Raw genomic sequence first — 13,027 nt, forward strand, 5'->3', positions numbered from 1 at the left:
TCCAACATAAAGCTGAGTTGAGCGGCTTGTCCGATCAAACGAAACTTATGCCCTCTGGGTATAATTACGATTAGCCCAAGGTCCTATTTCTGTTCATGATTTTGCGCCGCCAGCATTTGCTGGTATTGACGCATTGAGAATTTGAAGTGCGTCTCCAGCCACGCCTGCTCGTCAGACGAGGCCGAACTCATCAATTCCTGGATAAAGGCGCACATGCGTTGGACTCGTAGGTCGTTGCTGGACGTGACCTCATAAACACCGGCGGGCTCATTGGCTTGGCCTAGCAGCATAGCCCCCGTTCCGGATAATAGCCAATCGATTGAAATCCCATATTGAGCGTGTAACTCCCGCAATAATTGCGCGCCAATCGGCGTATCGCTCCAAATAAAATTGTTAATTGTTCGCTCGGATATTTTAGTTTTACTTGCAATATCAGCGGCTTTTAACCCTAGCGCATCCATAACCAGAAGAAGCCTCGTAATTTCAGGTGTTTTATTTCTTGACCTCCTGTTTTTACGTGTTATTGTGTTCATCGCATTTCTTTTGATTCATAAGTTTTCTTTTATTATACAAGGATTCACCATGCAGATAGAATCTATCTCAACAAGAAATAAAAAAGTCGTGATGAATTTACGCCATAGCGCTGAAGTTAAAGCTTTTGTCGATGCTAAAGCCGCTGAAAGCAACTTGCTGCCCAGCACTATGTACCGCAATGTTTTTAATGCCGGGCTTAAGGCGATGTTCAACTTGACCATACGGAATAACCAAATTGTTCAGGAATAACTCATTGTTTCGTTGACGTTCTCTTTTGGGTTATTACCAACTTGACTCGTTAAAATAGGCGTTTTCACTCAAAACACAGTGAATAGGCATGCTAGGGTTGATGACGAGTCGTTTATTGACATGAGCCTTAATACCGGGATTGCCGCGCGCCTTCAAGGCTCTTAAAAATCGCTGCCGAATGCTTATCCGCATGGCGCCGTATAACGGCCGTTTGGCTCAACATCGATAGAGGATAAAACCATGACCGATCAATTCGGAGTAAAAAAAATGGCCCAGATATTGGGCGCAATTGAAATTTATATTTATAAAAACAGTCATGATTATTTGCCCCGGCAGCGCAGCCGTTTTATTGACTTATGCGCGATTGGCCTGGCTGAATTTGAAGACGATTTTTTTACCTATGAGCAGATTAAGAATTTGGTTGTTAATATGGTTAACCAATACGAATCGTCGTCTACCATTAAATGGCGCATTGATATTGATAATTGTACTGCCGAGCAAATAGCCGTTATTTGCCAGCCCAGCCAAAAGCGTTACGTAATGCCGTTAAATTTGTTTATGGCGTCGGCACTGACGAGTAATTAAACGCGAAAAATCCATCATAGGGGGATTAGGATTCAGCATCACTGTTGCTGGATATTGTCAAACCGGAGAGGGATACTCCTCCTTGTCTCAAGCATTGAAAACTAAGCCGAGCCCATATATTAATTCCTAAAGCTGGTTTGAGCAGCTTGCCTGCTCAAACCCTACTTATGCCCTTTGGGTATAAAGCTGAGTTGAGCAGCCTGTCTGCTCAAACGAAACTTATGCCCTTTGGGTATAAAGCTGAGTTGAGTGGCTTGTCCGCTCAACCGAAACTTATGCCCTTTGGGTAAAAGAATGAGCTAAGGCGCGAAACCCGTTAGTCACAAACAATATCCGCTATGCTTTTTATGCATGGCATTGTTATGCTTAAATTCAACGATGAATTTTGTACAGCTGGGATAAATGGAATGGCTGATGAACAACGCAGGGCAAAAGCAAAAAAAATTATTAACGACGTTGCTAACACCGCAGCCACTACAACGGCCGTTTTTTCGCAAATTCCCGGAATGGGAGTTGCCACATTAACCAAGCTTTATGTGGATATGGCTAAAAAAATTGCCGTTCTGTTTAATCGAGAATTGGAATCAGGAGCTGCCAGAATGCTTGTTTTAGAAGGCTGTAAACATCATGCCGGTGCGATTTTTAAAAAATCGGTGTTAGGCTGGGTGCCTTTTTTGGGCAATATGATTAATGCCAAGATAACCTTTGATTTAACTAAAAAAGTAGGCTGGTTTTTTTATGATTACTTCAACAGCACTTCCGAGTAGCCGGGGCGTATCTTAGTTATCGGCTTATGAAAACTTGCCAATCATTGATCAATTGCAATAATCGTCCGCTATTATTAAGTTTATTGTGTAGATTCCTAATGACGACTTGCCTTGATAGCCAAAATACAGAATAAGGTAGTCATATCATATCAACGAGGGTATTTTAGTTTGAAGTGAAGGCCTGACTGAGCCATTGCAAGCAGTAAATTTAAAAAAAATAATCATAAGGTTAAGCGCATATGAAATACCAAGATATGACCACTCCGCCGGATCTGACGTTAACCAACGGCACCGGACCGCTGCAACGGCGCATGCCTGTTTACGAAAATTACCTGCCGCCTTGCAACAATGCCTGCCCAGCCGGCGAGAATATCCAGGCGTGGTTGGACTTGGCCCAAGCAGGGCACTATCAGCAAGCCTGGAACCGGCTACTTGAGAACAACCCGATGCCGGCCGTGCATGGCCGCGTTTGTTATCATCCTTGCGAATCCGCCTGCAATCGCGTTGCTGTCGACGGTGCGGTCAGTATCCATGCGGTCGAACGTTTTCTGGGCGATATGGCTTTTGAGCAAGGCTGGACGCCGCAAATCGTCGGCGAAAAATCCAATAAGCGCGTGTTAGTGGTCGGGGCAGGACCGAGCGGCTTGTCGGCGGCTTACCATCTTGCCCGTTTGGGCCATGAGGTTGAGATCAGGGACGCCGGGTCGATAGCTGGCGGCATGATGCATTTCGGTATTCCGTCGTATCGATTGCCGCGCGAGGTACTGGCGGCCGAAGTTAAGCGTATTGAGGACATGGGCGTAAAAATCACGCTGAACCGGAAAATCGAGGATTTAAAAGCCGAAAAAGAAGCCGGAAACTTCGATGCGGTTTTTGTCGCGGTAGGCGCCCATATCGGCCGTTCGATCGATATTCCTCTATACAGCGAAAGCGATACCAGGGACGCGGTGACTTTCTTGCGCAACATCGGCCTGGACAAACCGGCCAACATCGGCAAACGGGTTGCCGTTTACGGCGGCGGCAATACCGCGATGGATGCGGCGCGGACCGCTAAACGCTTGGGCGCGGAAACGATGGTCATTTACCGGCGCGACCGCAAAAATATGCCGGCACACGATTTTGAAGCCGCCGAAGCGATGGAAGAAGGCGTGGTATTCCACTGGTTGCGCAGCATCGTCGGCATTGACGGCAGTCACATTCAGGTTGAAATCATGGCCCTGGACGAAAAAGGCCGTCCGCAAGCGACCGGCGAATATGAAATCCTCGAAGCCGACACGCTGATTCTGGCACTGGGACAAAATATCGATTCCGAATTATTAAAAACCTTCCCGGAAATTGAAGCGCAAAGCGACGGCGTGGTTCCTGTCAACGATCAGATGATGACCGCCGCCGAGGGTGTTTTTGCCGGCGGCGATATGGTGCCCAGTTTGCGCACGGTGACGATTGCGACCGGACACGGCAAAAAAGCCGCCCGGAATATCGACGCTTATTTGCGCGGCACCCAATACCAGCATCCGGGCAAAAAACACATCGTCCGGCGCGAAGAACTCAACCTTTGGTACAGCACCGATGCCGACCAGTCCGCACAGCCCTCTATACCGCCGTCGATACGCAATAAAACCTTCGATGAAGTGTTGGGTGGCCTGAGTCAAGACGAAGCGACTTACGAAGCCAGCCGTTGTTATTCCTGCGGCAACTGTTTTGAATGCGACGGTTGTTACGGCGCTTGCCCTGAAGGCGCCATTACCAAGTTAGGCAAAGGCCGTTACTACGAGGTGAATTACGACCTTTGCACAGGCTGCACGGCTTGCACCTTACAGTGCCCGACTGCCGCCATTCATATGATTGATAAAAAATAGCACACGGATAAGACGGATTTAACGGATTAGCACGGATAAAAAATGCTTCTTCATAAAGATATTACCGATGAAGTTATTAAGGCCTTTTATAAGGTATACAACGAATTAGGTTTTGGCTTTTTAGAGAAAGTTTATCAAAATGCTTTGTTTCTGGAATTAATTGCAATGGGCTTGTATTGTGAAAAACAGAAACAGATAAATGTCCATTATAACGGGCAAATTATTGGTGAATACTTTGCGGATTTAATCGTAAATGGTTGTGTGATTGTTGAATTGAAAGCAGCCGAAGCATTAGCTGAAGAACATGAGGCACAGTTAAAGCTGAGTTGAGCAGCTTGCCTGCTCAAACGAAACTTATGCCCTGTGGGTATAACTAATTATTTGAAAGCAACACGCATAGAAGTTGGTTTACTGTTGAATTTCGGAAAAAAGCCGCAGTTCAAAAGAAAACTATTTACCAATGACAAAAAGAAAAAACAATCCGTGTAAATCCGTCTAATCCGTGCCATCCGTGTTCCATATATTAAGCAATTAAAATTGTTAGGAAATTCACCATGACCAAACAAGTTACTATCGACGGCGGCGAAGCGGCTGCCTATGTTGCGTACCGGACCAATGAGGTTTGCGCAATTTATCCCATCACGCCTTCGTCAACGATGGCCGAGTTTTGCGACCAATGGACGACCGAACATAAAACCAATCTGTGGGGCGGCATTCCGACCGTTGCCGAAATGCAAAGCGAAGGCGGCGCCGCCGGCGCTTTGCACGGGGCCTTGCAAACCGGCGCTTTGGCGACAACGTTTACAGCCTCGCAAGGGCTGCTGCTGATGATCCCCAATATGTACAAGATTGCCGGGGAGCTGACTTCGACCGTCATTCATGTTGCCGCGCGTTCTTTGGCAACGCAGGGGCTGTCGATTTTCGGCGACCATCAGGATGTGATGAGCGTGCGGATGACCGGTTTTGCGCTGCTGGCATCCTGCAATGTCCAGGAAGCCCACGATATGGCCTTGATCGCCCAGGCTACGACTTTGAGATCGCGGATTCCGTTTTTGCATTTCTTCGACGGTTTCAGGACGTCGCATGAAATCAATAAAATCACGCTGTTGGAAGACGAGCAAATCAGGGCCATGATCGACGATGTGCTGGTGTTCGCGCACCGCGACCGTGCGTTAAACCCGGACAAGCCGATGATGCGCGGCACGGCGCAAAACCCGGATACCTACTTCCAATCCCGCGAAAGTTCGAATATTTTTTACGAGCGCACTGTTGAGGTGTTCGATGACGTATTGAAACAGTTTGAACAACTCACCGGCCGCCGTTATAAACCGTTCGAATACTTCGGTCCCGAAACCGCCGAGCGCATTATTATATTGATGGGTTCCGGCGTCGAAACCGCCGTCGCGACCGCCGAAAAACTGAATGAAAAAGGCGAAAACGTCGGTGTGCTGAATGTTCGTCTGTATCGCCCGTTCAGCGCCAAGAACTTTCTGGCGGCGCTGCCGGAATCGGTGCGCCATATTGCAGTGCTGGACCGTACCAAAGAGCCGGGCAGCAGCGGCGAACCGCTCTACAAAGACGTTGTCGCCGAGTTGAGCCAGGCTTTTGCCAACGGGCGGATTAAATCCATGCCGCGCATCATCGGCGGCCGTTATGGTTTGTCCAGCAAGGAATTTACGCCGTCGATGGTGGCCAGGGTTTACCGGGAACTGCAAGCCGAGCAGCCGAAAAACGGTTTCACGATCGGCATCATCGACGATGTGACGTTCACCAGTCTGGCGGTAACCGAACATCTGGATATTGAAGCGGACAACGTGGTCCGGGCGCTGTTTTACGGTTTGGGTTCCGACGGTACGGTCGGCGCGAACAAGAACAGCATCAAAATTATCGGCAACGAACCGCAGTATTTCGCGCAAGGCTACTTTGTTTACGATTCGAAAAAAGCCGGTTCGCAAACCGTATCGCATCTGCGTTTCGGTCCCGAACCGATTAAAGCGCCTTACCTGATCGAATCGGCGAATTTTGTCGCCTGTCATGATTTCAATTTCATTCAAACCACCGATATGCTGGTGCGCGCTAAACAGGGCGCAACCTTCCTGTTAAACAGCCCATTCGATGCCGAGCATATCTGGGAACAATTGCCGGCTCGCGTACAACAGCAGTTGATCGACAAGGATATCCGGTTTTACGTGATCGATGCGGTCAAAGTCGCTCGCCAAACCGGCATGGGACGGCGCATCAACACGGTCATGCAAACCTGTTTCTTTGCGTTGTCGGGCGTGATGCCGAAAGATGAAGCCATCAAGAAAATCAAGCAATACGCCGAAAAAACCTACGCCCGCAAAGGACCGGAAGTGGTGCAAAAGAATTTTGAAGCGATAGACCAGTCGTTGGCGCATTTGGAAAAAGTATCGTTGCCGGTTACTGTGACCGCGCCTGCCGACAGCGGACCTGGAAAATTTGCCAACGCACCGCGCTTTGTCCAGGAAGTGACCGCGCAAATGATTGCAGGCAAAGGCGACTGGATTCCGATCAGCTTTTTGCCGATCGACGGCACGTATCCGACCGGCACCACGCAATGGGAAAAACGCAATATTGCGCAGGATATTCCTATCTGGCAATCCGACATGTGCATACAATGCGGCAACTGTTCGGCGGTTTGCCCACATGCCGCGATTCGCGCCAAATTCTATGATAAAAAACAGCTGGAACAGGCGCCGGAAGGCTTTAAATCGGCCAAGGTAACCTCGCACGGCTTCCCCGATACGCGTTATACATTGCAAGTGTTCCCGGAAGATTGCACCGGTTGCAGTTTATGCGTCAAAGCCTGCCCGGCCGTTTCGGAACACGATGACGGCATTAAAGCCATTAACATGACGCCTAAAGCCGAGCATCTTGAGGTCGAGAAAAAATCCGTCGCGTTCTTTGAAAGTCTGCCGTACAACGATCGCGCCCGAGTCGATTTTTCCAATGTCCGCGGCGTGCAATTTTTGGAACCGTTGTTCGAATTTTCCAGCGCATGTTCCGGTTGCGGCGAAACGCCTTACTTGAAAATGATCAGCCAATTGTTCGGCGACCGCATCCTGGCGGCCAACGCGACCGGCTGTTCGTCGATTTACGGCGGCAACTTGCCGACCACGCCGTGGTCGAAGAATGCGGAAGGTAAAGGCCCTGCCTGGTCTAATTCATTATTCGAGGATAACGCGGAATTCGGCTACGGCTACCGGCTAACTACCGATCAACATGTCGCGATGGCGAAACGTCTGTTGCTTGAATTAAAAGACGACTTGGATGCAACGCTGGTTGACGAAATACTGTCTACGCCCCAAAGCAAGGAAAGCGATATCCGCAAACAACGCGCCAGGGTTTTGCAATTACGCGAACAGTTGGAAAAGCTGGGAACCCACAAGGCGATGGAATTATTATCGATTGTCGATCATTTTGTGCGCCGCAGTATCTGGATTATCGGCGGCGACGGCTGGGCTTACGATATAGATTACGGCGGCATCGACCAAGTGTTGGCGACCGGGGCGGACGTGAATATATTGGTCATGGATACCGAAGTCTATTCCAACACCGGAGGGCAGGCGTCGAAGTCCACGCCCATCGGCGCTGCCGCCAAGTTCGCTTCGGGCGGTAAAGTCACGCCGAAAAAAGACTTGGCTTTGCAAGCCATTGCCTACGGCAATGTGTATGTCGCCAGAATAGCGCTGGGCGCAAGGCCCCAACAGGCTTTGCAAGCTTTCCGCGAAGCCGAGGCTTACAACGGCCCGTCGTTGATTATTGCCTACAGCCCCTGCATCGCTCACGGCATAAACTTGGAAAACGGCCTTGAACAGCAAGAGATGGCGGTAAAATCCGGTTACTGGCCGCTCTATCGCTATAACCCGACCTTGCGCGGCGAAGGCAAGAATCCGTTTGTTTTGGACTCGTTGCGTCCGTCTATTCCGCTGAAAGAGTACGCTTATCACGAAACGCGCTACAGTAGCTTAAGACGAACCAACATGGAACATGCCGATAAACTGATGGATTTTGCGCAACGGGTGGTCGATCAAAAGTGGGCGCTGTATGAAGAAATGGCCACTCGCGACGAACACGAGTTTTTGCCGGCTACCTGGATGGCAAGCAAACTATAAACGGCTGTTGAAACCACAGGGACGTGGTTATGAAGATGACTCCCTTGAAAGGGAGTCATCTTATTTCGTAACTATTTAGCGTATGCTAAAAATGATTAATGGAACACGGATACCACGGATTAAACGGATAATCACGGATTAAAAACTCAGAATATTTTAAAAATCCGTGCAAATCCGTCCTATCCGTGTCATCTGTGTTCCATTTCTTTTTTGCTGAATAGCTACCTTATTTCTTGCGTTTTTTGTTTTTGGTTTTTTCGTTGCCCTTGGCTAAATATCCTGCCGCATTAACCGGTACGGTATCAGCCATTAAAATCGCGCCCAGTTCGCTCATCGCTTTTTGATAAACCTTGCGTTTGAAGTACACGACGTCTTTAAGCGGTTCCCAGTAGTCTACCCAACGCCAGTCGTCAAACTCCGGTTTGGCGCTCAAGTCGAAACGCACGTTGGATTCATGCGTTATCAAGCGCAGCATATACCAGATTTGTTTTTGTCCTATGCATAAAGGCAGGGAGTTCTTGCGTATATAACGTTCGGGCAATTGGTACCTTAGCCAATAGCGAGTGCGGCCAAGCACCTGGACGTGCTGCTGTTGCAGTCCGGTTTCTTCGCACAACTCACGATACATCGCAGCTTCAGGGTCTTCATCCGGATTAATTCCGCCTTGCGGAAATTGCCATGAGTTTACACCCATTCGTTTTGCCCAAAACACGCGACCCTCGTCATTGCAAAGGATGATCCCGACGTTCGGCCGGTATCCTTTAGAGTCAATCATGTTAAAACCTGTGTTTTTACCTTTCCTAGTTCTTTAATCTTGCTAATGGTAAAATTAATTAAAGATAGGTCAGTAAGTTAAATTTAATGGCCGCATTGTTCCACAAATAAAGTCCATACGCCATAGGCTTTTTAATTACTCAAGACAGGATTAACCGTGAGTTTAGCGATTTTTGATTTAGACAATACCCTGATTGCCGACGACAGTGATTATCTCTGGGGGCAGTTTCTTGTTGACCAGGGCATCGTCGATAAAAATCACTATGAAAGCGCCAACGCCAAGTTTTACGACGACTACAAACAAGGCACGCTGGATATCGTCGAATTTCTGCGCTTTTCGCTACAACCGTTGGCTGACAACGATCCGGAACAGCTCTACCAATGGCGGTCGCAATTCATAGAAGAAGCGATTAAACCGCTGATGTTGACGCCGGCCCAGCAACTGATCGACAAGCATAAAGACCGGGGCGACACTCTGCTGGTCATTACCGCAACCAATCGTTTTGTTACCGAACCGATAGTCCGCCTGTACGGCATTGAAAACTTATTGGCGACCGCGCCGGAATTCGTCGATGGCCGGTACACCGGCGGATTTAACGGCATTCCTTGCTTTAGGGAAGGTAAAGTCAAGCTGCTTGAAGCCTGGCTAAAAGATTCAAGCGAAACGATGCAGGGCAGTTGGTTTTACAGCGACTCTCATAACGATTTGCCGCTGCTGAAGCTGGTAGATAATCCGGTCGCAGTCGATCCCGATGAAAAATTGACTGAATTTGCGAGCGCTGCCGGTTGGCCGATTATCACCTTAAGAGACGGTCAATGCCCGACGCATCATTTTCAAAAATAGAAGACTCAATAATCAGAAAAATAGAACACGGATGGCACGGATTAGGCGGATTTACACGGATTTTAAAAGAGCTTGCATTAGCTTAATCCGTGGTTATCAGTCTTAATCCGTTCCATCCGTGTTCTATTAAAATTCCAATTAACTTAATCACAATGACTACCATGACATTCCCAACCATCGAATCTTTCGTCGGCAATACCCCTCTTGTTAGACTGCAACGCTTACCCGGCAATACCAGCAATACGATTCTGGTGAAGTTGGAAGGCAATAACCCGGCAGGTTCGGTCAAAGACCGCCCTGCGCTTAGTATGATCAAACACGCCGAGGCACGAGGCGAAATCAAACCCGGCGACCGCCTGATCGAAGCCACCAGCGGCAATACCGGCATCGCCTTGGCAATGGCGGCGGCGATTAAAGGCTACAAAATGACCTTGATCATGCCGGATAATATGAGCGAAGAACGCCGGGCATCGATGAAGGCTTACGGCGCCGAAATCATCCTGACTCCAGCCGCGGGCAGCATGGAAGCGGCGATTGATTTAGCCAGGGAAATGGAAGCTGCCGGTAAGGGTAAAATTTTGGATCAGTTTTCCAATCCCGATAATCCGCGGGCTCATTATGAAGGCACCGGTCCCGAAATTTGGCGTGATACGCACGGCAAAATCACCCATTTCGTCAGTTCAATGGGAACGACCGGCACAATAATGGGCACTTCAAAATTCCTGAAAGAACAAAATGCCGATATTCAGGTTATCGGCGTGCAGCCGGAAGGCGAATCTAAAATTCCCGGCATCAGACGCTGGCCCCAAGAATATTTGCCGAAGATTTACCAATCCGACCGGGTCGATCGGATTATCGACGTCGATCAAGACTCGGCCGAAAACGTCACTCGCGCTCTGGCCGCTCAAGAAGGCATTTTTGCCGGCATTTCATCCGGCGGCGCTGTCCATGCAGCCTTGAAATTATCCGAACAAGTCGAGGATGCAGTGATTGTGGTGATTATCTGCGACCGGGGCGACCGCTATTTATCGACAGGTGTTTTTCCTGGTTAATGCAGGAAGGATTTGTAAATAATACAGTTGACTTAAGCCGTTCGTGCTGAGCTTGTCGAAGCATGAACGGCTTAAGTCATTGCCTGAACTACCCATGGGTCACGATCAGATTCATCCTGACCATCATCTTTGTTCTGATAACGCCCATTGCCAATGCACTGGACAGTATATCGCTTAATCTCGGCATTATTGCTGGAACGCAATGGCAGTTGGAAGGCATCAGCGTCGCCCTAACCGGCTTGCCGCAAAAAACGCAAAAACTGGCCTTAACGATCGCCAAGTTAAGCCTGCCCAAACCATTCAACGATCTCAACCTGGTCAACATCCGCTGTACGTCTTTCAGTTGGCAAAACAAAGAGCTGTTGTGCGAACAGGGCAGGGCGGAGATTCATTCAAAACGCCGTCAATTGCCGCCGACGACGGCTAACTTTTCATTTCAGATCACCGAGAAACGCAGCTCACTCAAATTAACCGATTTACGCTTGGCTGGCGGAATCGTTGCGATTGACGTAGAAGAGCAAGGCGAGCAATGGCAATTGCAAATTGACGCCAAGGCTATCGATGCCAAATCGGTTCAACAACTGTTGCCGCAAGAACAGTTCAAGCTGAAAGCCGGAAAGATCGATGTTAGGTTAAACGCGTCCGGCAGCCATGCGTTGGTCAACATCTTTACGTTAACCGGCCAATTCGATGGCGTGAGCGGCCAGAGCAAAGACGGACAGCTCGCAACTGAAGCATTGGTACTGGGGGCGACTTTGAACGCCCAAAACAATAACGGCTTATGGCAATGGCAAGGTCGTATCGAATTTAATGGCGGCGCATTGTATGCAGAGCCGTTATATCTGGAATCGACAGGGCCGCACATTACTTTGGATGCACAAGGCGATTGGGGCGCATCGAACGAACAAATCGAAATCAAATCCGCAAATTACCGGCATGCAAAAGCCGGGGAATTAAGCGGCAGTGCAACGGTTCGATACAAGGATGGCGTCAGTCTCGAAAAAGCACAATTCTCATTGCTCAGCGATAATTTGCAAGATTTGTCGGCGATCTACCTGAAACCGCTTTTTGAGCAGACCGCGCTGCAAGGCGTGTCGCTGGCAGGCCATTTAAAAGCCGATTTCTCAATCGATAAACAAGCCTTAACCAGGCTAGCCGCAACGTTCGATAATCTTGACATTAACGATGTTTCAGGCCGCGGCGGAGTTCAGGGTGCCGCAGGCCGGTTGAACTGGTCGAACGATGAACGCTTTGACCAGCCGTCGAAAATTGCCTGGCGGCAATTGCAGGTTCATGCCGTGCCGCTAGGTCCTGCAGGGCTTTCTTTCCTGAGCCGCGATCACAGCATCCGGCTGCTAAAAAAGACCCAACTGCCTTTGTTGGACGGAGCAATCGCAATCAACCAGTTCAGTTGGCTGGGTAGAAAACAGCAAGATCCGGAAATATCTTTTGAAGGCGATTTAAACAATGTATCGCTTGAACAACTTACCCAAGCGCTGAATTGGACGCCGTTATCCGGTACTATCAGCGGGCATATTCCCCGCATCGAGTACAGCAACAAAACCCTGAGCCTAGGCGGCGAACTGATCGTCAAAGTTTTTGACGGCGAGGTTAGAGTCAGTAATCTTGCATCGTCGGGATTATTCACCAACCTTACGAAGTTTCACGGCGATCTGGAAATCGACAACCTGGACCTGGATCAATTAACCGGCAAGTTTAAATTCGGCGGCATTACCGGCAAGCTGTCGGGTTATGTCCGCCAGCTGTATATGGAAAATTGGCGGCCGGTCAGTTTTTTCGCGTGGTTGGGTACGCCGGAAAACGATGATTCGCGGCACCGGATCAGCCAAAAAGCGGTGCAGAATATCGCCAACATCGGCGGTGGCGGTGCGGCCGATCTACTGTCCAAAAGCTTTTTACGGTTTTTTGAAACTTTCGGTTACGACAAGCTGGGCCTGGGTTGTTATTTACATGACGGCGTCTGTCAGTTGATGGGAGTGGAAGCGACGGAATCCGGCTATGCGATTATCACCGGGGGCGGACTGCCGCGGATCGATGTGATCGGCTATAACCCCCGCGTTGACTGGAATGTGTTGATGGAGCGCTTAGGACGTATTACGACTTCGGATGAAGTGATTGTTGAATAATTTGGGTATAAGGTAATGACCTGGATGGTTCCGCAACTTCGAGCCCCCGAATGTCGGATGCGCCGCGCGGAGGCGGATAC

Annotated in this window: 10 protein-coding genes and 1 pseudogene; 9 read left to right on the forward strand and 2 right to left on the reverse strand. The window is 49.2% G+C overall.

The window, feature by feature from the left end; genetic code table 11:
- Positions 1-83: 83 nt before the first annotated feature.
- Positions 84-533, reverse strand: a complete 450-nt coding sequence (locus EKO24_RS20560; protein ID WP_127028842.1) for a helix-turn-helix domain-containing protein — start codon at positions 531-533, stop codon at positions 84-86.
- Positions 534-582: 49 nt separating this feature from the next.
- Between EKO24_RS20560 and EKO24_RS20565 the strand changes: the two genes are divergently transcribed.
- The 6 genes and pseudogenes from EKO24_RS20565 (at position 583) to nifJ (ending at position 8,130) form a co-directional block, all read left to right on the forward strand.
- Positions 583-783 carry a hypothetical protein gene (locus EKO24_RS20565; RefSeq protein ID WP_127028843.1) on the forward strand — a complete coding sequence of 67 codons (201 nt, stop codon included), beginning with the start codon at positions 583-585 and terminating at the stop codon, positions 781-783.
- Positions 784-1,023: 240 nt separating this feature from the next.
- Positions 1,024-1,368: a hypothetical protein gene (locus EKO24_RS20570; RefSeq protein WP_127028844.1), complete on the forward strand. Its 345-nt coding sequence runs from the start codon at positions 1,024-1,026 to the stop codon at positions 1,366-1,368.
- 407 nt (positions 1,369-1,775) lie between these two features.
- Positions 1,776-2,135, forward strand: a complete 360-nt coding sequence (locus EKO24_RS20575) for a hypothetical protein (RefSeq protein WP_127028845.1) — start codon at positions 1,776-1,778, stop codon at positions 2,133-2,135.
- A 239-nt stretch (positions 2,136-2,374) separates the two neighbouring features.
- The gene (locus tag EKO24_RS20580) at positions 2,375-3,994 is read left to right on the forward strand and encodes an NAD(P)-binding protein (protein WP_162853377.1); all 1,620 of its coding nucleotides are present in this window, start codon (positions 2,375-2,377) and stop codon (positions 3,992-3,994) included.
- A gap of 42 nt (positions 3,995-4,036) precedes the next feature.
- Positions 4,037-4,483: pseudogene (locus EKO24_RS23335) on the forward strand (GxxExxY protein).
- Between the two features lie 65 nt (positions 4,484-4,548).
- Positions 4,549-8,130 (forward strand): pyruvate:ferredoxin (flavodoxin) oxidoreductase, encoded by a 3,582-nt coding sequence (gene nifJ, locus EKO24_RS20590; protein ID WP_127028846.1) that lies wholly within the window; start codon positions 4,549-4,551, stop codon positions 8,128-8,130.
- Positions 8,131-8,356: 226 nt separating this feature from the next.
- Here the strand turns inward: nifJ and EKO24_RS20595 are convergent, their stop codons facing one another.
- Positions 8,357-8,905: an RNA pyrophosphohydrolase gene (locus tag EKO24_RS20595; RefSeq protein ID WP_127028847.1), complete on the reverse strand. Its 549-nt coding sequence runs from the start codon at positions 8,903-8,905 to the stop codon at positions 8,357-8,359.
- Positions 8,906-9,061: 156 nt separating this feature from the next.
- On the opposite strand from EKO24_RS20595, the gene EKO24_RS20600 reads away from it, so the two are divergent.
- The 3 genes from EKO24_RS20600 to EKO24_RS20610 all read left to right on the forward strand — a co-directional run bounded on the left by EKO24_RS20600 (position 9,062) and on the right by EKO24_RS20610 (position 12,947).
- The gene (locus EKO24_RS20600) at positions 9,062-9,748 is read left to right on the forward strand and encodes a histidinol-phosphatase (protein WP_127028848.1); all 687 of its coding nucleotides are present in this window, start codon (positions 9,062-9,064) and stop codon (positions 9,746-9,748) included.
- Between the two features lie 161 nt (positions 9,749-9,909).
- Positions 9,910-10,800: a cysteine synthase CysM gene (cysM, locus tag EKO24_RS20605; RefSeq protein WP_127028854.1), complete on the forward strand. Its 891-nt coding sequence runs from the start codon at positions 9,910-9,912 to the stop codon at positions 10,798-10,800.
- A gap of 62 nt (positions 10,801-10,862) precedes the next feature.
- Complete coding sequence (locus EKO24_RS20610; protein ID WP_127028849.1) at positions 10,863-12,947, forward strand: translocation/assembly module TamB domain-containing protein; 2,085 nt, start codon at positions 10,863-10,865, stop codon at positions 12,945-12,947.
- The last annotated feature ends 80 nt before the right edge of the window (positions 12,948-13,027 follow it).

Source organism: Candidatus Methylobacter oryzae (assembly GCF_003994235.2).
GTDB lineage: Bacteria > Pseudomonadota > Gammaproteobacteria > Methylococcales > Methylomonadaceae > Methylobacter_A > Methylobacter_A oryzae.